21 protein-coding genes are annotated in these 21,804 nt (G+C 72.5%); 12 read left to right on the forward strand and 9 right to left on the reverse strand.

Annotated features, from left to right (window positions below; genetic code table 11):
• Positions 1-171 precede the first annotated feature (171 nt).
• Genes ACIHCX_RS06960 through ACIHCX_RS06970 form a run of 3 tightly spaced genes read left to right on the forward strand, consistent with a single transcriptional unit; the run spans position 172 to position 2,548 of the window.
• Positions 172-1,365 (forward strand): molybdopterin-dependent oxidoreductase, encoded by a 1,194-nt coding sequence (locus ACIHCX_RS06960; RefSeq protein ID WP_400027363.1) that lies wholly within the window; start codon positions 172-174, stop codon positions 1,363-1,365.
• A gap of 2 nt (positions 1,366-1,367) precedes the next feature.
• On the forward strand, positions 1,368-1,871 hold the full coding sequence (locus tag ACIHCX_RS06965) for a hypothetical protein (RefSeq protein WP_400027710.1): 504 nt from the start codon (positions 1,368-1,370) through the stop codon (positions 1,869-1,871).
• A complete protein-coding gene (locus ACIHCX_RS06970; protein ID WP_400027365.1) occupies positions 1,868-2,548 on the forward strand; it encodes a class I SAM-dependent methyltransferase in 681 nt (226 codons plus the stop codon). Before ACIHCX_RS06965 ends, ACIHCX_RS06970 begins: the two co-directional genes overlap by 4 nt.
• 62 nt (positions 2,549-2,610) lie before the next feature.
• Here the strand turns inward: ACIHCX_RS06970 and ACIHCX_RS06975 are convergent, their stop codons facing one another.
• Positions 2,611-3,204 (reverse strand): YbhB/YbcL family Raf kinase inhibitor-like protein, encoded by a 594-nt coding sequence (locus ACIHCX_RS06975; RefSeq protein ID WP_400027367.1) that lies wholly within the window; start codon positions 3,202-3,204, stop codon positions 2,611-2,613.
• Between the two features lie 205 nt (positions 3,205-3,409).
• On the opposite strand from ACIHCX_RS06975, the gene ACIHCX_RS06980 reads away from it, so the two are divergent.
• Positions 3,410-4,324: a HipA family kinase gene (locus ACIHCX_RS06980; RefSeq protein ID WP_400027369.1), complete on the forward strand. Its 915-nt coding sequence runs from the start codon at positions 3,410-3,412 to the stop codon at positions 4,322-4,324.
• Between the two features lie 103 nt (positions 4,325-4,427).
• Here ACIHCX_RS06980 and aceB read toward each other — a convergent pair whose 3' ends face one another.
• Positions 4,428-6,053, reverse strand: coding sequence for a malate synthase A (aceB, locus tag ACIHCX_RS06985; RefSeq protein WP_400027371.1), 1,626 nt, complete (start codon positions 6,051-6,053; stop codon positions 4,428-4,430).
• A 223-nt stretch (positions 6,054-6,276) separates the two neighbouring features.
• A complete protein-coding gene (locus tag ACIHCX_RS06990) occupies positions 6,277-6,876 on the reverse strand; it encodes an NTP transferase domain-containing protein (protein WP_400027373.1) in 600 nt (199 codons plus the stop codon).
• A gap of 192 nt (positions 6,877-7,068) precedes the next feature.
• Here ACIHCX_RS06990 and ACIHCX_RS06995 point away from each other — a divergent pair, with 192 nt between their 5' ends.
• Complete coding sequence (locus ACIHCX_RS06995; RefSeq protein WP_400027375.1) at positions 7,069-7,383, forward strand: DUF5955 family protein; 315 nt, start codon at positions 7,069-7,071, stop codon at positions 7,381-7,383.
• A 108-nt stretch (positions 7,384-7,491) separates the two neighbouring features.
• Here ACIHCX_RS06995 and ACIHCX_RS07000 read toward each other — a convergent pair whose 3' ends face one another.
• Both ACIHCX_RS07000 and ACIHCX_RS07005 read right to left on the reverse strand, forming a co-directional pair.
• Positions 7,492-8,130 (reverse strand): response regulator, encoded by a 639-nt coding sequence (locus ACIHCX_RS07000; protein WP_400027377.1) that lies wholly within the window; start codon positions 8,128-8,130, stop codon positions 7,492-7,494.
• Positions 8,127-9,314 (reverse strand): sensor histidine kinase, encoded by a 1,188-nt coding sequence (locus tag ACIHCX_RS07005; protein ID WP_400027379.1) that lies wholly within the window; start codon positions 9,312-9,314, stop codon positions 8,127-8,129. The genes ACIHCX_RS07000 and ACIHCX_RS07005 overlap by 4 nt, the downstream gene beginning before the upstream one ends.
• A gap of 135 nt (positions 9,315-9,449) precedes the next feature.
• Between ACIHCX_RS07005 and ACIHCX_RS07010 the strand changes: the two genes are divergently transcribed.
• A complete protein-coding gene (locus ACIHCX_RS07010) occupies positions 9,450-10,484 on the forward strand; it encodes an ABC transporter permease (protein ID WP_400027381.1) in 1,035 nt (344 codons plus the stop codon).
• Complete coding sequence (locus tag ACIHCX_RS07015) at positions 10,481-11,200, forward strand: ABC transporter ATP-binding protein (protein WP_400027383.1); 720 nt, start codon at positions 10,481-10,483, stop codon at positions 11,198-11,200. Before ACIHCX_RS07010 ends, ACIHCX_RS07015 begins: the two co-directional genes overlap by 4 nt.
• 110 nt (positions 11,201-11,310) lie before the next feature.
• On the opposite strand, the gene ACIHCX_RS07020 is transcribed toward ACIHCX_RS07015, so the two are convergent.
• A complete protein-coding gene (locus ACIHCX_RS07020) occupies positions 11,311-12,114 on the reverse strand; it encodes an IclR family transcriptional regulator (protein WP_400027385.1) in 804 nt (267 codons plus the stop codon).
• A gap of 236 nt (positions 12,115-12,350) precedes the next feature.
• Here ACIHCX_RS07020 and ACIHCX_RS07025 point away from each other — a divergent pair, with 236 nt between their 5' ends.
• The 5 genes from ACIHCX_RS07025 to ACIHCX_RS07045 all read left to right on the forward strand — a co-directional run bounded on the left by ACIHCX_RS07025 (position 12,351) and on the right by ACIHCX_RS07045 (position 17,891).
• Entirely contained in the window at positions 12,351-13,835 is a 1,485-nt protein-coding gene (locus ACIHCX_RS07025; protein ID WP_400027386.1) for an NCS1 family nucleobase:cation symporter-1, read from the forward strand.
• Between the two features lie 93 nt (positions 13,836-13,928).
• On the forward strand, positions 13,929-14,654 hold the full coding sequence (locus ACIHCX_RS07030; protein WP_400027388.1) for an aspartate/glutamate racemase family protein: 726 nt from the start codon (positions 13,929-13,931) through the stop codon (positions 14,652-14,654).
• A gap of 208 nt (positions 14,655-14,862) precedes the next feature.
• Positions 14,863-16,209 carry an allantoinase AllB gene (allB, locus tag ACIHCX_RS07035; RefSeq protein ID WP_400027390.1) on the forward strand — a complete coding sequence of 449 codons (1,347 nt, stop codon included), beginning with the start codon at positions 14,863-14,865 and terminating at the stop codon, positions 16,207-16,209.
• Positions 16,210-16,214: 5 nt separating this feature from the next.
• A complete protein-coding gene (alc, locus tag ACIHCX_RS07040; protein WP_400027392.1) occupies positions 16,215-17,330 on the forward strand; it encodes an allantoicase in 1,116 nt (371 codons plus the stop codon).
• Between the two features lie 165 nt (positions 17,331-17,495).
• The gene (locus ACIHCX_RS07045; RefSeq protein WP_400027394.1) at positions 17,496-17,891 is read left to right on the forward strand and encodes a ribonuclease domain-containing protein; all 396 of its coding nucleotides are present in this window, start codon (positions 17,496-17,498) and stop codon (positions 17,889-17,891) included.
• Between the two features lie 148 nt (positions 17,892-18,039).
• On the opposite strand, the gene ACIHCX_RS07050 is transcribed toward ACIHCX_RS07045, so the two are convergent.
• From ACIHCX_RS07050 to ACIHCX_RS07060, 3 genes are all read right to left on the reverse strand, one after another.
• Positions 18,040-19,020, reverse strand: coding sequence for a hypothetical protein (locus tag ACIHCX_RS07050; protein ID WP_400027396.1), 981 nt, complete (start codon positions 19,018-19,020; stop codon positions 18,040-18,042).
• On the reverse strand, positions 19,017-20,516 hold the full coding sequence (locus ACIHCX_RS07055) for a M48 family metallopeptidase (RefSeq protein WP_400027398.1): 1,500 nt from the start codon (positions 20,514-20,516) through the stop codon (positions 19,017-19,019). The genes ACIHCX_RS07050 and ACIHCX_RS07055 overlap by 4 nt, the downstream gene beginning before the upstream one ends.
• A gap of 260 nt (positions 20,517-20,776) precedes the next feature.
• Positions 20,777-21,742, reverse strand: a complete 966-nt coding sequence (locus tag ACIHCX_RS07060) for an NADPH:quinone reductase (RefSeq protein ID WP_400027400.1) — start codon at positions 21,740-21,742, stop codon at positions 20,777-20,779.
• Positions 21,743-21,804: the final 62 nt, after the last annotated feature.

Consider the following 21,804-nt stretch of genomic DNA (forward strand, 5'->3'; position numbering starts at 1 on the left):
CACGCGCCGGGGCGCCTCGAGCGCATGCGCGCTGCCGCGGCGGCGCGGGCCACCAGGGGGGCCGCTCGTACCCGGGCCCTCGTGCGGCGGGTCGAGCGAACTCCTCCGCCCCCGGGACCGTTCCGTCCCGGCTTCTGGCGCAGTCCTCTCCGCGGGCCCTGGCTGACGTCCGTGTTCGGCCTGGTGCTGCTGATCGGCATCCCGCTGATCTTCGTCACCGGGATGCTCTCCTACGCCTCCTACAATCCGGGGCTCGACCGCATCAACGACCAGACCCCGGGCAAGGGCCTGCTGGGCTTCTACCTCTTCGACTGGCCCACCGAGCCGTACTGGCTGTACCGGCTGACCCAGGGCGTGCACGTGACGCTCGGCATTGTCCTCGTGCCCGTCCTGCTGGCCAAGTTGTGGTCAGTGATCCCGAAGCTGTTCGAGTGGCTGCCGGTCCGCAGCATCGCCCACGGACTGGAGCGGTTGTCCCTGCTCATGCTGGTCGGCGGGGTGATCTTCGAGTTCGTCACCGGGATCCTCAACATCCAGCTCCACTACGTCTTCCCCGGCTCCTTCTACACCCTGCACTTCTACGGCGCCTGGGTGTTCATCGCCGCCTTCGTCGTCCACGTGAGCCTCAGACTCGGCCGGATGACCCGCGCCCTGCGCTCCCGCAGCCTGGCGGCCGAACTGCGCACCGACCTCGCCCACACACGGGCCGAGCCCCCCGACCCCGACGGCCTGGTCGCGACCGCTCCCGCGCCGCCGACGATGACCCGGCGCGGCGCGCTTGCCATGGTGGGGGGCGGATCGCTGCTCCTTCTCGTGGTCACCGCAGGACAGAGCATCGGCGGCCGACTCCGCGGCACCGCCCTTCTCGCGCCGCACAACCGCACTCCGGGCAGCGGCCCGGACGGCTTCCAGATCAACAAGACGGCAGCTTCCGTCGGCGTCACCCCCGCGCACGTCGGCGCCGGCTGGCGGCTGGAGATCCACGGCCCAGGTCCGACGCTGGTCTTCACCCGCGCACAGCTCCTCGCGATGCCCCAGCGTGCTGCCGCACTGCCGATCGCCTGCGTGGAAGGGTGGTCCACCGCCAACCAGCAGTGGAGCGGCCTTCGGCTGGCCGACCTCGCCGCCTTGGCGGGCCTCCCCGCCGCCGGAAGCGTCCTGGTGCAATCCGTCCAACCCCCCGGCCCCTACAGCTCGGTGGTGCTGCGGGGCAACCAGATCCACGATCCTCGATCGCTGCTCGCCCTGCGCGTCAACGGCGCGGACCTGTCGCTCGACCACGGCTACCCGGCCCGCGTCATCGTCCCGGCCAACCCCGGCGTGAACAACACCAAGTGGGTGCACCGGCTCACCTTCAGGACGTGACCATGGTGCGTTTCGCCCGCTGGTACGGCTCCGGCCCCCTCCACCTTCTCGTCCTGATCGCCTCGTTCGCGATCACCGGCTACGCCATGGTGCGCCTGTTCGCCGTCCGTCCGCTCGAGGTCGCGATCTGGTTTGTCGGCGCGGCGGTCCTCCACGACCTGATCCTGCTGCCCCTGTACTCGCTCGCCGACCAGTCGGCACGCGCTGTCCTGCGGCATCGCGCCACCCGCATGCCACAACCACCGTGGATCAACTACCTCCGCGTGCCCACCTTTCTCTCCGGTGTGCTCCTGCTCGTCTGGTTCCCCCTCATCTTCGCCTTGTCGACCCCCTACCCGGCTGCCACCCGGTTGTCCATGGACGTCTACCTCGGCCGGTGGCTGGCCATCACCGCCGTGCTCTTCGCCGCCTCCGCCGTGGCCTTCGCTCTCAAGCTCCGCCGTGTCCGCCGGGCCGCCCGCGCCGACGAGGAGCGACCTGCACCAGGTCGCGACGCCGCATCGTGACGACCGACGAGGACGGCTCGCACCGGGCCCGGGGAGACCCGTATGCGCTCGCCCTGCGGGCCGGCCACGGGCCGGTGTACCTGCGGCTGGCGGACGGGGGCCGGATCCCGATGCCGGTGCATCGCTGGTACGCGCATCCCACCGTGGCCGACGAATCCGTGCTCAACCGCTGCGTCGGCCCCGTTCTCGACGTCGGCTGCGGACCGGGTCGGCTGTGCCGGGCACTCCTGAGTCGTGGAGTCTTCGCGCTCGGCGTCGACGTAACCCCCCGCGCGGCGGCTCATACCATCGCTCTCGGCGGAATCGCACTGTGCCGATCGGTGTTCGACCGGCTACCGGCCGAGGGAGGCTGGCAGACCGTCCTGCTCATCGACGGCAACATCGGTATCGGCGGTGACCCGCGCGCCCTGCTGCATCGCTGTGTCCAGCTCACCGCCCCGGCAGGTGTTCTCCTCGTCGAGGTCGACCCGGACGATGTCGAGGAACTCTGCACCGCCTGGTTCGAAGACATCCACGGCCACGAGGGCCCGCCGTTTCGCTGGGCGCGTCTGGGAGCACCCGCACTCCACGGGATCGCCGAGGACCTCGCCCTCGGCGTCACCGACCGGTGGAGACACGGTCACCGGTGCTTCCTCGCCCTCGGCCGCCAGGACTCGACCCCGGGACGACCACGCTGAGGCGAGGCTGACCACGCCCGGGCGGGATGCGCAACACCAGGCCCTCCTGATCTCCGCTGCGGTCAGTGCCGCGTGTAGGGGGCGACCAGCACCGCGGTGGCATCGGCCCGGCTCCGTAGTTCTTTGAGGGACTGGCCCGGTGAGGTGCCACGGCCGAAGGCCGCAGGCAGGGGGTTGCGGAACGCGTACAGCGTGATCTGGTACTTGTGCGTGCGACCGGTGGGCGGGCAGGGGCCGTCGTACGTCGCCTCGCCGAAGTCGTTCAGGAGTTCCCGGGCACCGGCCGTCAAGGTGTGCGCCCGCGTTCCCGGCGCCGTGGCGGGAAGGCCGACCTGCAGCCAGTGGATCTTCTGGTTCGCCAGGTCGACCATGGACAGGGCGAGTTCGGCGGTCCCGGCGGGGACGTTCTCGAACCGGAGCTGGGGAGAGTAGTCGTGGGGGCTGTCACAGGTCATCAGGGGAAGGAAAGCGCCCGACGTGTCGAAACCCTGGCCCCGGCCGAGGGCGAAGGGACCTGTAGGCACCGCCGTCGTCCGGGAGAACGCGGTGGACGGGGCCGACGTCGCCCGGGTGTGCCCGGAGGACGACGAGCACGCGGCGGTCGTCAGCAGGCTTGCTGCGGCAATCGCGCCGGAGACAAGGAATCGACGCTTCATGATCGAACGGTATGCCAGGCGGACGCCGACCGCTCGACCGCGACGCCGAAGGGCGGCTTCCACGTGGCGACGTCGGCGCGGTGGCTCGGGCATTCCTCCCCGGCTGTCACGCTTGGTTAGTATGCTCACTTCATGCCGGAGGCCGGGAGTAAGGGGTGCACCTAGCCATGGAATGCAAGGTAAAAGAGTTGCGGGGCCTTCGGAAATGTTGAGAGAGGTCGCCGCAACCCGCTATGTCGCGCCCCTGCGGACCGGTGGTTCCGTGCCCGCAGTCGTTGAGGCCGACGACCTGGGCACGTACGTGGTGAAGTTCACCGGTTCCGCGCAGGGCCGCAAGGCGCTGGTCGCCGAGGTGATCGTGGGGGAGCTGGCGCGCGCCCTCGGGCTGCGCTTCCCCGAGCTGGTCCTCGTGCACTTCGACCCCGCGCTCGCCGCGCACGAACCCCACCAGGAGGTGCGCGACCTGCTCGACGCGAGCCCGGGCGTGAACCTCGGCATGGACTTCCTGCCGGGCGCCGCCGACTTCACCCCCGAGGTCGCCGAGCACTTCCCGGTGGACCCCGTGGAGGCGGGCCGGATCGTCTGGCTGGACGCGCTGACCGTGAACGTGGACCGCACCGTGCACAGCTCGAACCTGATGGTCTGGCCGACCTTCGGCACCGCGCCGCCCCGCCTGTGGCTCATCGACCACGGCGCGGCCCTGGTCTTCCACCACCGCTGGGACGCGTCCACACCGGAAAAGGCCTACGACTTCCGCCACCACGCCCTCGGCCGGTACGCACCGGACGTGCGGGCCGCCGACGCCGAACTGGCCCCCAGGGTGACCCGCGAGCTGCTGCGGTCCGTCCTCGACGAGGTGCCGGACGCCTGGCTCGCCGACGAGCCCGGCTTCGCCGGCCCGGACGAGGCCCGGCACGCCTACGTCGACTACCTCGCCGCCCGCGTCGAGGCCTCCGCGGACTGGCTGCCCACCGGCTTTCCCACCCGCGAGGAACTCGCGGCGGAGGAGTCCCGGCGGGTCGCGCGGACCCGGGCGGGCCGGCCGGACTGGCTCAAGCACGTCCCCGACCTGCACGGCAGACCGGCCGCGTCCCAGGACTGGTCCGTGCACCTGGGGTGACCGGTGAGCTCCGTGCGCCTGGGACGAGCTCCGTGCACATGAGCCGGGGCACGACGGCGAGCGGCCCCGGAGCGTTCCGGGGCCGCTGCGCGCGGTGTGGTCGTCAGCCCCTGAGCTGCTGGTACGCCGGCAGGGTCAGGAAGTCGGCGTAGTCCTCGTCGAGGGAGACCTGGAGCAGCAGGTCGTGGGCCTGCTGCCAGTGACCGGCGGCGAAGGCCTCGTCGCCGATCTCCTTGCGGATGTTCTCCAGTTCCTCGGCGGCGATCTCGCGGGCCAGCTCCGGCGTGACCTTCTCGCCGTTCTCGAACTCCACGCCCGCGTTGATCCACTGCCAGATCTGCGAGCGGGAGATCTCCGCGGTGGCGGCGTCCTCCATCAGGTTGAAGATCGCGACCGCGCCCAGTCCGCGCAGCCAGGCCTCGATGTAACGGATGCCGACCTGCACGGCGTTGACCAGGCCCGCGTACGTCGGCTTCGCGTCGAGCGAGTCGACCGCGATCAGGTCGGCCGCCTCCACGTGCACGTCCTCGCGCAGCCGGTCCTTCTGGTTCGGCCTGTCGCCGAGGACCTTGTCGAAGGACTCCCGGCAGATCGGCACCAGGTCGGGGTGGGCCACCCAGGAGCCGTCGAAGCCGTCGCCGGCCTCGCGGTCCTTGTCGGCGCGGACCTTCTCGAAGGCCACCTTGTTGACCTCGGCGTCCCGGCGGGACGGGATGAAGGCCGCCATGCCGCCGATCGCGTGCGCGCCGCGCCGGTGGCAGGTGCGCACGAGGAGTTCGGTGTAGGCGCGCATGAACGGGGCCGTCATCGTGACCGCGTTGCGGTCCGGCAGGACGAACCGGGGCCCGCCGTCACGGAAGTTCTTGACGATGGAGAACAGGTAGTCCCAGCGGCCCGCGTTCAGGCCGGAGGCGTGGTCGCGCAGTTCGTAGAGGATCTCCTCCATCTCGTACGCGGCCGTGATCGTCTCGATCAGGACGGTGGCGCGCACGGTGCCCTGCGGGACGCCGACGTAGTCCTGGGCGAAGACGAACACGTCGTTCCACAGTCGCGCCTCCAGGTGCGACTCCGTCTTCGGGAGGTAGAAGTACGGGCCCTTGCCGAGGTCGAGCAGGCGCTGGGCGTTGTGGAAGAAGTACAGGCCGAAGTCGACGAGGGCGCCGGGCACCTGCGTGCCGTCCGCGTCGACGAGGTGGCGCTCGTCCAGGTGCCAGCCGCGCGGCCGCATGACGACCGTGGCCAGTTCCTCGTTCGGGCGCAGCGCGTAGGACTTGCCGGAGCCGGGGTCCGTGAAGTCGATGTTCCGGGTGTAGGCGTCGATCAGGTTGAGCTGGCCGAGGACGACGTTCTCCCAGGTGGGGGCGGAGGCGTCCTCGAAGTCGGCGAGCCAGACCCGCGCGCCCGAGTTGAGCGCGTTGATGGTCATCTTGCGGTCGGTGGGACCGGTGATCTCGACCCGGCGGTCGTTCAGGGCGGCGGGGGCCGGGGCGACCTTCCAGGAGTCGTCCGCGCGGATCGCGGCCGTCTCCGGGAGGAAGTCGAGCGTGGAGGTGCGGGCGATCTCGGCGCGGCGCCGCGCCCGGTGGGCGAGGAGTTCGTCGCGGCGCGGCGTGAACCGCCGGTGCAGCTCGGCCACGAAGGCGAGCGCCGCGTCGGAGAGGACCTCGTCCTGCCGGGGCAGGGGCTCGGCGTCGACGATGGCCAGCGGGGACGGCGCTGGTGCGGGCATGAGCTGTCACTTCCTTCGGGGGAGCTTCTTCAGCGAACCACGTGTTCGGTGCCACCATGCCGCGGCACCGGGTGCCAAGAGCGATCAATGCGGCATATCGCACCCGCGGGGCAGGCGGGAGCTTCTGAAATGTGGATAGTAGTTTCCTCATGGTGGAAGTTCAAGATGTGTTGACGTCGAGATTCTTCGGGTCGAGGGAAGGTGGCGCTCGGTGCCATCCCCCTCACTCAAGGTGGCCCAGATCGGCCTCGGTGTCGATGTCGTACGCCCGCGCCACGTCCCCGCACTCGACGAGGACGATCGATCCCTCGTGCGCCCTCAGATAGGCACGTGCCCCCCGGTCGCCGGTCGCACTCGCCGCGACGCCGTCCCAGTGGGCCGCCCCGAGCAGCACCGGATGGCCGCGCACCCCGTCGTACGCCGCCGAGACCAGCGAGTCCTCGTCCCGGTACGCGGCCCGCACCCGGGCCACCGCCTCGGCGCTCACGCCGGGCTGGTCCACGAGCAGGACCAGGGCCGCCCGGGCCCCCGTACCGGACAGGGAGTCGAGTCCGGCGCGCAGCGAGGAGCCCATGCCCTGCTCCCAGCGCGGGTTGTCCACGAGCACACAGCCGGCCAGCGCCGCCCGCTGCCGCACCTCGGCCGACCGCGCGCCCAGGACCACGTGGACGCGCGCGCACCCGGCCGCCCGCAGGATCCCGACCGCGTGCTCCACCAGTGGCCGCCCCCGGTGCGTGAGCAGCGCCTTGGGCCGTCCGCCGAGCCGCCGCCCGCCACCGGCCGCCAGCACCAGTCCCGCGATCTCGCCCTCTGCGCGTGTCATGGGTCCTGCATACCCGACCACCCCTTCGGTCGCGCCCGTGTGCGGGGGCTGAATTTCGGTCCCCGCTGTGGCGCACCCCGGTCCGCGTGGCGTTTACTGATCGGCGTCCCCCGGCGCCCTACCCGCTCGACAGGGATGTCCGCCGGGACCACGGAGGGGATGGCGCACAACGGCGTGCGAGGGGGAGGGGCTGTGTTGCGGAGCTTGGACCGACGGCCGGCGACCGGCGGCAAAGAGGACCCCAGGGTGACGGAGCTGCGGACCGCCGTGGCTCGGCTGCGCCGCGAACTCGCCGCGCATCCCGCGGAGTTCTCCGACCGCGCCATCGCCGAGGACGAACTGGCCGCGCTCGCCGCGATGGCCGCCCACGGCACTCCCGAGATCCCGCGGCTGCGCCGCTCCCTGCTGCTGATCGCCGGAGCCATCGGCTCGGTCAGCGCCCTGGCGCGCGGACTGTCCCAGGTGCGTGCGGCGGTGGACCTGTTCGCGGAGCCGCCCCGCGGTTGACGAGCCCGTCAGCCACGGTCGGTGCCCAAGCCCGCAGGACCGGTGTCCGCGGCGCCCGGCCCCGTCCGAGCGTGTACCCGCGCCGGGCCCGGGCTCGTTCGTGCCCCGTCACGGTCTCAGGCGCCGGATGAGGCCCTGCCCGGTCGCCGCCGCCACCGCCGCGGTACGGGACTCCACGCCCAACTTGGCGTAGATGTGCACCAGATGGGACTTCACCGTGGCCTGGCTCAGGAACAGGCGCTTGCTGATCTGAAGGTTGGACAGGCCGTCGCGGACCAGTTCCAGCACCTCCAGCTCGCGGCGGCTGAGCGCGGCCGCGGGCGTGCGCATGCGGTCCATCAGACGGTGGGCGACCGCGGGGGCGAGGGCCGAGCGGCCGGAGGCGGCGGTGCGCACCGCGGCGGCCAGCTCCTGGGGCGGCGCGTCCTTCAGGAGGTAGCCCGCCGCGCCGGCCTCCACCGCGGCGAGGATGTCCGCGTCGGTGTCGTACGTGGTCAGCACCAGGACGCGCGGGGCGCCGGGCCGGGCGGTGATCGCCGCCGTCGCCTCCGCGCCGTGCGCGCCCCCGGTGCCGAACTGCAGATCCATCAGCACCACGTCCACACCGCCCGCCGCGGCCAGCTCCACGGCGCGCTCCGCGGTCGGCGCCTCCCCGACGATCTCGAAGTCGGGCTCGGTGGACAGCACCGCCTTCAGGCCCGCGCGGACCACGGGATGGTCGTCCGCCAGCAGCAGCCGGATCGTCATGCGCCGCCCCCGGAGTCCGGGTACGGCAGCGTGACCGCCACCGCGGCGCCCTGGCCGGGCGCCGACTCCACGGCGAACGTCCCGCCCAGCGCCTCGGCCCGCGAGCGCATCGCGGGCAGTCCGAAGCCGCCGTCCACCGCCCGGCCGTTCCGCGCGGCGGTGTGCTCGGCGCCGGGATCGAAACCGGAACCGTCGTCGACGACGTCCAACGCCACCGCCGTGTCCATGAAGCTCAGGGTGATCTCAGCGCGGCGGGCGCGGGCGTGCCGCACGGTGTTGCCGAGCGCCGACTGGGCGATCCTGAGGAGCGCCACCTCGTACGGGGTGGGCAGCTCGGCCGGAGTGCCGCTCACCGTGAAACGGACCTCGGGCGGGGCGGCCGCGCTCGAGCACAGCCGTTCCAGGGCTCCGGACAGCGAGCCGCGTTCCAGGTCCGGCGGGGTCAGCGCGTGCACGAAGCGGCGGGCCTCGGCGAGGTTGTCCTGCGCGGTCGCGCGGGCCTGCTCGATGTGCGCGGCGGCGTCCGTGGAGCCGTCGGGCAGCGCGCGCTGGGCGGCACGCAGCAGCAGCTGGATGCTGGACAGGCCCTGGGCGAGCGTGTCGTGGATCTCCCGGGCCAGCCGCTCCCGCTCGGCGAGCGTGCCGGCGGTGCGCTCGGCGTCGGCCAGTTCGGCGCGGGTGGCCACCAGCTCCTCGATCAGCGCACGGCGCCGCTCGCTCTCCCGGTACAGGGCCTCGTAGCCGAGGACCGTGGCGACGGCCACCCCCGCGCCGAGCAGCGGGCCGATGAAGGCGCCGGCGGTGAGCCGCTCCCCGTGTCCGAGGAAACCGGCGATGGCCGCGCCCGCGGTCGCCCCGACCGCGGGCAGGCTCCAGCGCACCGGCAGCAGGTGCAGCTGGAGGAAGTACAGGGGGAAGGCCGCCCACAGGGCTTCCGGGGAGAGCGCGAGCAGCACCAGCCAGGCCGCGCAGAGCGTTGCCAGCCACACCGCGGCCGCGCCCCGGGACCGGTGGGTGGCCGGGCTCAGCACCCCCCAGGCGAACACCGCGCCCGTGCCCAGCGCCGCCGACACGGTGGCCGGGCCGTGCGCGCGGGCCGCGGCGAGCACCAGGAGACCGGCGAACAGTGCGTACAGACACAGGCGCAGGGTGACGACGACGGGGGAGTGGGGGCGGACGTCCATGACGGATCCAGGGTAGGCGGACCGGGCGGGACACCGGTCAACCGAAAGTTCGAAAGGCGGGTGCGTCCTTCGATCCGCGACAGCCGTGCCCCGGCGCGATGCCCGGCGGGGGCGGCGCCGCGCAGGGTGGAGGACATGTTCGTCGCATGGAGAGACCTGCGGTTCGCCAAGGGGCGGTTCGCCCTGATGGGAGCCGTGGTCACACTGATCACCCTGCTCGTGGGGCTGCTGTCCGGGCTCACCGCCGGGCTCGCCCAGGAGAACGTCTCGGCGGTCGAGGGCCTGCCCGCCGACCATCTCGCCTTCGCCGCGCCGCCCGGCGGCCGGCCGGTGTCGTTCACCGGTTCCTCGCTGCCGCCGGAGGCCGTCCGGCGGTGGGCGGAGCGTGTCCCGTACGCGGAGCCGGTCGCGATCCGCACGCTCGACGCGGCCGCCGGAAGCCGTACGGCGGCGGTGTCCGTGTTCGCGGTCCGTCCGGCGGCCGGCATCGCACCGGACGGCGTGGCACCCGGGCGGGCCGTGCTCTCCGCCAAGGCGGCGTCCGAGCTCGGCGTCGCCGCCGGGGACCGGGTCCGTCTCGGCCCCGCCACCTGGACCGTGGCGGCCGTCGCGGGCGGTGCCTCCTACAGCCACACGCCGGTGGTGTGGACGGCGTGGGACGGCGGCCGGGCGACCGTGATCGTGCTGCGCACACAGGGTGCCGACGTCCCGGCCGGGGACCGGGCCGCCGGCACGAAGACCCTCGCCAAGGAGGACGCGCTGACCGCGATCGGCTCCTACCAGGCAGAGAACGGCTCGCTGCAACTGATGCGCGGCTTCCTGTTCGCCATCTCCGCGCTGGTCGTCGGGGCGTTCTTCACGGTGTGGACGATCCAGCGGTCCCCCGACATCGCCGTGCTGAAGGCGCTCGGGGCCTCCACCGGCCACCTGCTGCGCGACGCGCTGGGACAGGCCGCGGTGCTGCTTGCCGCCGGGACGCTGCTCGGCACCGGGCTCGCGACCCTGACCGGTGCGCTGGTGCGCGGCGGCGCGGTGCCTTTCGTACTCGATCCGCCGACCGTCCTGCTGCCCGCCGCGGTGATGGCCGCCCTGGGCGTGCTGGGCGCCGGCCTCTCCGTCCGGCGGATCACGGCCGTCGACCCGCTGACCGCGCTGGGAGGCGTGCGATGAGTCTGCTCCTCGACGACATCACCCTGACCTATCCCGACGGCGACGGCAGGCTCACCGCCCTGGACCGGGTGAGCCTGGAGGTGCCCGCGGGCACGGTCACGGCGGTGGCCGGGCCGTCCGGCTCGGGCAAGTCCAGCCTGCTCGCGGTCGCGGCCACGCTGATCACGCCGGACAGCGGACGCGTGTGCGTGGACGGTACGCCGACCGGGGAGCTGAGCGCCGCGGAGCGGGCGGTACTGCGCCGCCGCGGCGTCGGGATCGTCTTCCAGCAGCCCAACCTGCTGCCGTCGCTGACGGCCGCGGAGCAACTGGAGGTGATGGCCCGTCTGGACGGCCGCCGGGCGGCGGCGGGCCGGGTCCGCGAACTCCTGGCCGCCGTGGGCCTCGCCGACCTGGCGCACCGGCGTCCGCACCAGCTCTCCGGCGGTCAGCGCCAGCGCGTCAACATCGCCCGTGCGCTGGTGAACGAGCCCTCCGTCCTCCTGGTCGACGAGCCCACCAGCGCCCTCGACCACGAACGCGGCGCCGCCGTCCTCGACCTGCTGACCGGCCTCACCCGCGCCCGAGGCACGGCGACCGTCCTCGTCACCCACGACCGCGCGCACCTGGGCGCGGTGGACGCGGTACGGGAGATGAGGGACGGACGGCTGACCCCTCCGGCCACCGACCTCCCCGGCGCCGCGGGACGTCGCCCGAGCGAGCGAGGAGGGACCTGAACGCGGGGCCGCCCGACGGCGCGGGAACCGGGCCGGCGGAGAAGCCGGCCGGCCGAGGTCGCGCGTGAGTCGATCAGCCGGGGGCAGGGGCCGGCCCTCCCGGCCGGGCGTCAGGCCGCCGGGCCCGAGCTGGCGAGGGCCTTGGAGAGTTCGATCGCCACCTGCTGGAGGACCGGGACGATCCGTTCCGTCGCCGTGTCCGTGACCCGGCCCGCCGGGCCGGAGATCGAGATCGCCGCCGCGGTGGGGCTGTCGGGGACGGTGACCGCGAGGCAGCGGACCCCGACCTCCTGCTCGTTGTCGTCGACCGCATAGCCGAGCCGGCGCACCTCCTCCAGCGCCGCCAGGAACCCCTCCGGGGTGGTTATCGTCCTGTCCGTGGCGGCCGGCATACCGGTGCGGGCCAGCAGCGCGCGCACCTCGCTGTCGGACGTGTGCGCGAGCAGGGCCTTGCCGACACCCGTGGAGTGCGGCAGCACCCTGCGGCCCACCTCGGTGAACATCCGCATGGAGTGCTTGGACGGCACCTGCGCCACGTAGACGATCTCGTCGCCGTCCAGCAGCGCCATGTTCGCCGTCTCGCCCGTCTCCTCCACCAGCCGGGCCAGATACGGCCGGGCCCACGTGCCGAGCAGCCGCGAGGCGGACTCGCCGAGGCGGATGAGGCGGGGACCGAGCGAGTACCGCCGGTTCGGCTGCTGCCGCACATAGCCGCAGGCGACCAGGGTCCGCATCAGCCGGTGGATGGTGGGCAGCGGCAGCCCGCTCGCGGCGGAGAGCTCGCTCAGACCCACCTCGCCCCCGGCGTCCGCCATCCGCTCGAGCAGGTCGAAGGCACGCTCGAGGGACTGGACCCCACCAGTGGCAGTGGGGCCGGCGGAGACGGAGGACTTGCGCTCGTCTGACGGCGGCACGTCGCATTCCTTTCTGCGGGTGTGGCCGCATGCTACCGGCCCGGTCGGATACCCACCGAGGTCCGTCATGGGCCGTTCCTGGCGATCAGCAAGGGTTTGTCCATATCCTTGTCTGCATTTCGGGCGAACCCTTGACGGTGCTCTCGGTGAAAACTACGTTCTGTCCACCGGAAGTTTACTTCCGTTCTGTGGAAAACACCGAACGTTCCCCACCTTTCCCTCCCCGGGAGCCCCCTATGCCTCCTGCTGTGGATGACCGATCGTCCGTGGATGCCGGCAACACCGCCAGTTCCGGCCTGTACACGTACGATCTCGCCCCCACGAAGAAAGAAGGGCGCCGTTGGGGCGCCTACAACGTCTTCACGCTCTGGGCCAATGATGTGCACAGCCTCGGAAACTACGCCTTCGCGATCGGTCTGTTCGCGCTCGGCCTGAACGTGTGGGGCATCCTGGCCGCCTTCGCACTCGCCTCCGTTCTGCTCTTCCTCCTGCTCACCCTGTCCGGGTTCATGGGGCACAAGACGGGCGTCCCCTTCCCCGTCATGAGCCGCATCGCGTTCGGCATCAAGGGCGCGAAGATACCGGCCGGTGTCCGCGGCGCCGTCGCCATCGCCTGGTTCGGCATCCAGACCTACCTCGCCTCCTCCGTCCTGAGCGCGCTGCTGGTGGCCATGTTCCCCGGCCTCGGCCGCCTCCAGGCGCATTCCGTGCTCGGCCAGACCCTGCTCGGCTGGCTCACCTTCACCGCCCTGTGGCTCCTCCAGGTCCTCATCGTGAGCTACGGGATGCAGATGATCCGGCGCTACATGGCCTTCGCCGCGCCCACCACCCTGATCACCATGTCCGCCCTGGCCGTCTGGATGTTCTTCCGGGCGGGCGGCTCGATCTCCCTGTCCGACGGCCACCCGCTCGTGGGCGGCGCGATGTGGCTGCACGTCCTCCAGGCGGCCGCGCTGTGGGTGGTGATCTACGGGACCTTCGTCCTGAACTTCTGCGACTTCACCCGGTCGGCCAGGAGCCGCGCCTCGATCGTCCGCGGCAACGTGATCGGCATCCCGGTGAACATGCTCTTCTTCGCCGTCATCGTGGCGGTCCTCTGCGGAGCGCAGTTCAAGCTCGACGGGCAGATCATCACCAGCCCCACGGACATCGTCCGCACCATCCCGAACATGATCCTGCTGGCGGCGGCCTCGCTCGCCCTCATCGCCCTGACCGTCGCGGTCAACCTGCTGGCCAACTTCGTGGCACCGATCTACGCGCTGGTCAACCTCTTCCCGCGTCGGCTGAACTTCCGCCGGGCCGGCCTGGTGAGCGCGATCGCCGGCCTGGTGATCACGCCGTGGAACCTCTACAACAACCCGATCGCGGTGGAGTACTTCCTCGGCGGGCTCGGCGCCCTGCTCGGGCCGCTCTTCGGCGTGATCATGGCCGACTACTGGCTGCTGCGCAGGGCCCGGGTCAACGTGCCGGACCTCTACACCGAGGACGCGCGGGGCGAGTACCACTACCGCCACGGCTACAACCCGCGGGCCGTCTGGGCCTTCGTGCCCTCCGCGGCCATCGCCGTCGTCCTCGCCCTTGTGCCCGTCTTCCACGCGGTGGCCGGCTTCTCCTGGTTCGTCGGTGCCATCCTCGCCGCCGCCCTCTACGCGGCCATCGCCGACCGCAATGTCCTGATCCGGGACGTGGACGGCGAGGCCCTCGCGGTCGCCGCCGAATGAGCCGCGAACCAGCCGTGCACGAGCCGCCCGGCAGAGCCACTCAGCAGAGCCACTCAGCGGAACCACCCCAGCGGAACCACCAGAAAGCCGACCATGCGCATCCTCGTCGTGAACGTCAACACCACCCGGTCCATCACCGAATCGATCGGTGAGCAGGCGGCGGCTGCGGCGTCACCCGGCACCGAGATCGTCCCGCTGACCCCCTCCTTCGGGGCGGAGTCCGTGGAGGGCAACTACGAGAGCTACCTCGCGGCCGTCGCCGTGATGGAGACCGTCCGCGCCCACCCCGAACCCTTCGACGCCGTGATCCAGGCCGGATACGGCGAGCACGGCCGCGAGGGCCTTCAGGAACTGCTCGACGTACCCGTCGTCGACATCACCGAGGCCGCCGCGAGCACCGCCCAGTTCCTGGGCCGCACCTACTCCGTCGTCACCAGCCTGGACCGCACGGTCCCGCTGATCGAGGAACGCCTCCAGGTCGCGGGGCTGAGCGCCCGGTGTGCCTCCGTGCGCGCCAGCGGGCTCGCCGTACTGGATCTGGAGCGGGACGAGAAGGCCGCCGTCGCGGCGATCGCCGAACAGGCCGCCCGCGCGGTGGAGGAGGACCGGGCGGAGGTGATCTGCCTCGGCTGCGGGGGCATGTCCGGCCTCACCGAGCGCGTCGCCGAACGCACCGGGGTCCCCGTCGTCGACGGGGTGACCGCCGCCGTGACGATCGCCGAGTCCCTCGTCCGGCTGGGCCTGTCCACCTCCAAGGTGCGCACCTACGCGCCGCCGCGGCCCAAGCGGATGGTCAACTGGCCCCCGCGCACGCGTTGACGCAGGCCGCGCGACGCGGGTCGCGCATGACCCGCGCGGGCCGCCGGAGGCCAGGTCCGCTCCGCCAAGAAGGTCTTGACTCACGAGGTTCGGCCATGAAGACTCCGTATACAGGAAAGTCGTTTCCGCTCTCCGGAATTTCGCGGGTGGGCGACAGTGAAGGTGAACGACAGTGAACAGAGGAACAGCACCAGAGGAGGGGCGTCCGTTGCCCGACGTACAGCTCGTACTGCGCTCCACACGCGTCGTCACCCCCGAGGGCGTGCGCCCCGCGTCCGTCACCGTCGCCGACGGCCGGATCGCGGCCGTGCTGCCCCATGACGCCGAGGTGCCGGCGGGAGCGCGGCTGGAGGACGTCGGCGACGACGCGCTGCTGCCCGGCCTCGTCGACACCCATGTCCATGTGAACGACCCCGGACGCAGCGACTGGGAGGGCTTCTGGACCGCCACCCGGGCGGCCGCCGCCGGAGGCATCACCACCCTCGTCGACATGCCCCTCAACTCGCTGCCGCCGACGACCACCGTCGAACACCTGCGTGTCAAGCGGGAGGTGGCCCGCAGCAAGGCGCACATCGACGTCGGATTCTGGGGCGGCGCGCTCCCGGACAACGTCAAGGACCTGCGGCCTCTGCACGACGCGGGCGTCTTCGGCTTCAAGTGCTTCCTGTCCCCGTCCGGGGTCGACGAGTTCCCCGAGCTGAACCACGATCAGCTGAGCGCCTCCATGGCGGAGATCGCGGGCTTCGGTGGGCTGCTCATCGTGCACGCGGAGGATCCGCACGAACTCGGGATCGCCCCCCAGTTGAGCGGCCCGAAGTACGCCGACTTCCTCCGGACCCGCCCCCAGGTCTCCGAGGACAGCGCCATCGAGGGTCTCGTCGCCCTGGCCGGCCGGCTCGGCGCGCGGGTCCACATCCTGCACCTGTCCTCCTCCGGCGCGCTGCCGCTGATCGCCGCCGCCAAGCGCGAGGGCGTCCGCCTCAGCGTCGAGACCTGCCCGCACTACCTCACCCTCACCGCCGAGGAAGTGCCCGACGGGGCCAGTGAGTTCAAGTGCTGCCCGCCGATCCGCGAGGCCGCCAACCAGGACCTGCTCTGGGCCGCGCTCGCCGACGGCACCATCGACTGCGTCGTCACCGACCACTCGCCGTCCACCGTGGACCTCAAGACCCCCGACTTCGCCACCGCCTGGGGCGGCATCTCCTCGCTCCAGCTCAGCCTGTCCGCCATCTGGACCGAAGCGTCCCGGCGCGGGCACGGCATCGAGGACGTGGTCCGCTGGATGTCCGAACGCACCGCGCACCTCGCCGGCCTGGACCGCAAGGGCGCCATCGCGTCCGGCAGGGACGCGGACTTCGCGGTCCTGGCCACCGACGAGACCTTCACCGTCGACCCCGCCGCGCTCCAGCACCGCAACCGCATCACCGCGTACGCGGGCAGGACCCTGCGCGGCGTCGTGAAATCCACCTGGCTGCGCGGCGAACGCGTCTACGACCCCGCGCTCGAGGACCACTTCACCGAACCCACCGGCCGACTCCTGGAAAGGACGAACTGATCACCGTGACGGCGACCCTGAGCTTCACCGGCGACGCGAACCCCTACGGCGGCGGCGACCCCTACGCCGACTACCGTACGACCGACCTTCCCTTCACCAGGCACGCCAACCTGGCCGACCGTCGGCTCGGCGCGGGCGTCATCGCTTCCAACGACGAGTTCTTCGCCCAGCGCGAGAACCTGCTGGTGCCCGAGCGCGCCGAGTTCGACCCCGAGGACTTCGGGCACAAGGGCAAGGTCATGGACGGCTGGGAGACCCGTCGCCGGCGCGGTGTGTCGGCCGAGCACCCCTGGCCCACCGAAGACGACCACGACTGGGCGCTGATCCGGCTCGGCGCGCCCGGCGTCGTCCGCGGCGTCGTCGTGGACACCGCCCACTTCCGCGGCAACTACCCGCAGGCCGTCTCCGTCGAGGGCACCTCGGTCGACGGCGCCCCCACGCCCGAGGAACTCCTCGCCGGCGACGTCAAGTGGACGACCCTCGTCCCGCGCACCGAGGTCGGCGGCCACGCGGCCAACGGCTTCGAGGTGAACGCCGAGCAGCGCTTCACGCACCTGCGTCTCAAGCAGCACCCCGACGGCGGCATCGCGCGCCTGCGGGTGTACGGCGAGGTCGTGCCCGACCCGGCGTGGCTGGCCGCGCTCGGCACCTTCGACGTGGTGGCGCTGGAGAACGGCGGCAGCGTCGAGGACGCCTCCAACCTCTTCTACTCGCCCGCCACCAACACCATCCAGCCGGGCCGCTCCCGCAAGATGGACGACGGCTGGGAGACCCGCCGCCGCCGTGACCGGGGCCACGACTGGATCAGCTACCGCCTCGCCGGGCACACCGGGATCCGCGCCCTGGAGATCGACACCGCCTACCTCAAGGGCAACAGCGCGGGTTGGGCGTCGGTCTCCGTCAAGGACGGTGAGGACGGCGAGTGGACGGAGATCCTGCCGCGCACTCGGCTCCAGCCCGACACCAACCACCGCTTCGTGCTGCCCGCGGTGGCCGTCGGCACGCACGCGCGCGTGGACATCTTCCCGGACGGGGGCATCTCCCGGCTCCGCCTGTTCGGCACGCTGACCGAGCAGGGCGCGGCCGCTCTGGCGGCCCGCCACCAGGAACTGGGCGGCTGACCGTCCGTACCCGCGGGGCGGGCCGGCCGCACGGACCGGCACGCCCCGCCCGCCCCCGGCAGAGCTCGTACCTGGATTAACGTCCCGCGAATTCACCGAACTTGACGGTGAATTCCATGAACCTGTCATTGACATGTCCGTGTCTACGCGCGTCATGATGGGCGCATGAGATTCCCCCCACGCAGCACCCGCATCGGCGCCGCCGGCGCCCTCCTGTCCGCCCTCCTCGTCGGCGGTACCGTCGCCGCCGCCCCGGCTGACGCCGCCGCGACCGCGGTCGGCAGCATCTGCTACAGCGCGCTGCCCTCCCAGGCGTACGACACGCTCCGTCTGATCGACAAGGGCGGTCCGTTCCCGTACTCCCAGGACGGCGTCGTCTTCCAGAACCGCGAAGGCGTCCTGCCCCAGCAGTCGAACGGGTACTACCACGAATACACGGTGGTCACCCCCGGCTCCTCCGACCGTGGCGCCCGACGCATAGTCACCGGCCAGAAGACCCGGGAGGACTACTACACCGCGGACCACTACGTCACGTTCAAGCTCGTCAACTTCGGCTGCTGAACCACGCGTCCACCCAACACCCTCGCCCCGCGGACCCCCCCTCGCACACCGGCCGCGGGGCGAGCTGCTGCCCGGACCCGCCCCGGACGGGGCGGGTGTGCCAGGCGGCCGCCGCGGGTGTCGTGCGTGCCGCCGGTGGCGGTGCGGATCAGGGAAGCGGAGCGCTCAGCGCCCACAGTGCGGCGAGCAGGGTGGCCGCGCACAGCGCCATGCCCACGGCGGCCACCGCGGTCCCGCCGATGAGGAAGGCCCCCGCCACGCCGCCCATGACGAGTCCGCCGGCGGCCCCCTGTGCACCCGTCCACCACCAGGGCCGCGCGGAGAGCGCCGCGGTGTCGACCGGGGTGAAGGAGTCCTTCAGCGTCGTACGGACCGCCGCGTACTCGTCCAGGAACACGCGCCGCGGCGCACGGCGCCGCAGGCGCCCCAGCGGCACAAGACGGGTGCCGTCCGGCAGCCGCACCACCACCGCCCCGCGCGAGCCCGCTCGGTGATGGGCGCTCACCTCGACCGGGCCGCGGAGATCGTCGAGGGCGGGATGCCACATGATCCGCTGCCAGGCCTTCGGCCGGTCGCTCCCGCCCGCCTCGGTGAGCGCCAGCCACAGCGTCTCCGACAGCGCCTGCGCGGAGACGGGACGGAGACCGCAGTGCACCGTCGCGGTCATCGGGCGGCCCGGCCGCCGCGCCGCCCGCCGGAACCGCACCCCACGCCGGGCCCACACCGAGCACAGCACGGCGGCCGCGATCCCGGCGAGCAGGATGGGGACGAGCAGGTCGTCCTCGGCGGACGTCTCCTCCGGGTCGCCGGGAAAGCCCCGCGGGTTCGCCTCGTCCGGGTCGTAGACGACGGCGAAGTCACGGTCCTTGGCGTAGCGGTCGGTGTCGTAGATTCCGAAGCGCTGCACGTGTTCCCGGCCCGTGCGGTCCCTCCAGCGCACCCGGATGTCCTCGTCCTGCCCGATACCGTCCTCGACGACCACACCGGTGGTGCGGGCCGTGGCGCGCTCGCGAGCCTGGTCGTAGGCGTACGCGTGGAAACCCAGCCAGCCGGCGAGCAGGGCGAATCCGGTCAGGGTGGCCGTCACGCCCAGCAGGGCGACGCGCAGGGCGGGGCCGGGGCGTCTCATGTTCTCTCCGCCTTCTGGGTCCCGGTCTTCTCCAGCAGGGCGTGGACGGGCGCCGGGTCGCCGCCGTCCACGGCCGTGACGAGCACCTCGTACAGGTCGACGACCGCGCCGTCCGGCGCCCTGAGCACGGTGCTCATCCAGCGGCCGGCGTAGGACCAGCCGGCCTCCAGCAGCACCGGCGCCAGGGTTGCTCCCATGGCACCGGCCAGGACCTGGCGGCCGACCGCCTTGCGCACGGCGGCCGGCCGCCACCGGAGTCGAGAGTCGATCCGGCGGGCCAGGCGGTACCAGTCGGCGGCGGCGACGGCGTCCAGCGCCGCGTGCAGGGCCCGGACGGGGGAGGACTGCCCGGTCGCGGCCCGCAGCGCGGCCGCGCCGGGGCCGCCGTCGGCGGGGAGGCGGAACCTGTCGGGGTCGAGTTCGAGCAGGCGCACGGGCTTCAGGTCCTCGGGCCGCAGAGCGCTGCCCCGGACGCCGCCGCCCTCCTGGAGTGTCCCACCGGGTTCGTCCGCGCAGGCCAGGCGTTCGACGCACCACCGGGCGACCGCCTCGGCGTCCCGCAGGCCGAGCGGAGCCGAGCCGTACCCCGCATGACTGCCGGAGTGCGGCAGCGCGGCCAGCCGCACGGCCGACGCCGGGTGGGCGGCCGCCGCGTGGACGTCCAGGGCCTGGTCCTCGGCGTCCTCGTGGACGGCCCGGTTCCGCACCAGCGGGTCCTGGAGCGCGAGGTCGAACGCCTCGTAGAGGTCCACCGGGTACGTGCCGTCCTCGACCAGGTCCTCTACCCAGTCCTGCGCGATCCCGCCGAAAGCCGTCTCGATCACGGCGACCTGCTCGACGGCCTCGCGCACCGCCGTACCGCCGACCACCCGAGCGGCCTCGGCGTCGGCCGCCAACTCCGCATGCCAGAACGATGGTCGGGTCGCCCGCAGCAGGGGAACGGCCAAGGGGGCCAGCGGCCGCACGCGCCACTCCAGGCGTTCGGCGAGCGCACCGTGTGCCGCGAGCAGGGCACGGGAGCGACGGTCGTCGAAGTGGCGCTGGTGGGCCAGTTCGTGCGCGATCACCGCGGCCAGTTGGGTGGCCGAGAGTGCCCGGACCAGCGGCAGCCCGAGCAGCAGTACGTAGGCGTGTCCCCCCGTGACCCTCACGCGGCACGTGAGCGCCACCGGCTCCGGGAGGATCCGCACCAGCAGCGGAGCGCCGAATCCGGTCCGCGCCGCCACGTCCCGTACCAGGGCCGCCAGTTCCGGCTGGTCGTCCGGCTGTACCGCCCTGCCCGGCAGGGCGTCGGGCAGGAGGACCTGACGCAGGGCCGGCAGCATCCACAGGACCGACAGTGCGGCCAACTGCCAGAACCCCCAGGCCACCCCCGCGGCCACGATCAGGAGAACGGGGCCGAACAGAGGAAGCCGGGCGAGAGCGGACATGGCCGCGATGAGCAGCCAGGTGCGGACCGCCGAGACCTGCGGTCCTGCGGGTATGCGACCGTCCATCACACTCCTGTGGCGCCGTGAGGTGTCGGCGGATTCTGTCATAGCCAGGTCAAGCTTGTGGGCATCCGGTGGAGAAGGAGTGGGCGGTGGGTGAACCGGCGTGCGGGGTTCCCTCGCGGTGCCGGGGTCGTCGTGCCGGCCCTGACGGTTGCTCCGGCGGCGGCGCCTCGGGCCGTCCTGGCGGCGTCTGCTGCATCGGGCCGGGGGAGGCCGTCGTGGTCGGCCACCCCATCGCGGTGATGGGCGCCCGGCGGCTCCGGTCAGGGACGGAGCACCACGCGCCGCCCGTGGAGTTCGCCCCGCTCCATGCGCCGGTGGATCTCCGCCGCGGCGCTCAGGGGGTGGTACTCGACCGAACGGGGCCGCAGTCCGCCGGAGGCCAGGAGGTCGTTGACGGCGGCCGCCGCCTCGGCCAGCTCCGCGGCCGTGGCGTTGGAGATGGCGAAGCCGTGCAGGGAGCCGTCCTTCATGTAGAGCGGGCCGACCGGCAGGGTGGGTTCGTCGCGGGCGCCGGACAGGACGACGATGCGGCCGCGGTGGGCGAGGAGGTCGACCGCGGTCCTCAGGTCGTTGCGTCCCGAGGTGTCGACGTGGACGCCGACGCCGGACGGGGCGAGCCGCGTCAGCCGCGCCGCGAGGTCGCGGGCGTGGTAGTCCACCGCCTCCACCGCGCCCAGGGACCGGACGTGCTCGTGGTCGCGCGGCGCGGCCGTGGCGAGGACCCGCGCGTACGCCCGGTACGCGAACTCCACCAGCGCGCCGCCCACGTTGCCGGCCGCGCCGCCGACCAGGACCGTCTCGCCGGGGCGCAGTCCGCCGTGTGTGAAGAGGGCGAGATACGCGGTCGCGGCGGGGTGGAACACGGCCACCGCCTCCTCCGGGCGCACGTCCGCCGGCAGCCGGTAGAGGCGGTCGGCGGGCACCACGGCCTGTTCGGCGGCCGCTCCCTGCCGGCCGTCGTGACCGAGGCTGTTGCACCACACCGTCTCGCCGACGGCGAAACCGGAGCCCGCGGACGCCACCGTTCCCACCAGGTCGCGTCCGACCACGAACGGGAACGGCAGCGGTGTGCGGAACAGCCCCGACCGGACGAAGGTGTCCACCGGGTTGACCGTGGTGGCCACCACGTCCACCAGCACCTCACCCGGCCCCGGCACGGGAGCGGGCAACTCACCGAAGCGGATGACGTCGGGTGACCCCAGCTGTTCGACATAGACAGCACGCATGATCGCCGATTCTCCCACCGGACGGGCGAGGGGCTGTCGGCGGCGGCACCTGCGGACGGGTG

It is taken from the genome of Streptomyces sp. NPDC052043 (assembly GCF_044548235.1).
In the GTDB taxonomy this organism is placed as follows: Bacteria; Actinomycetota; Actinomycetes; order Streptomycetales; family Streptomycetaceae; genus Streptomyces.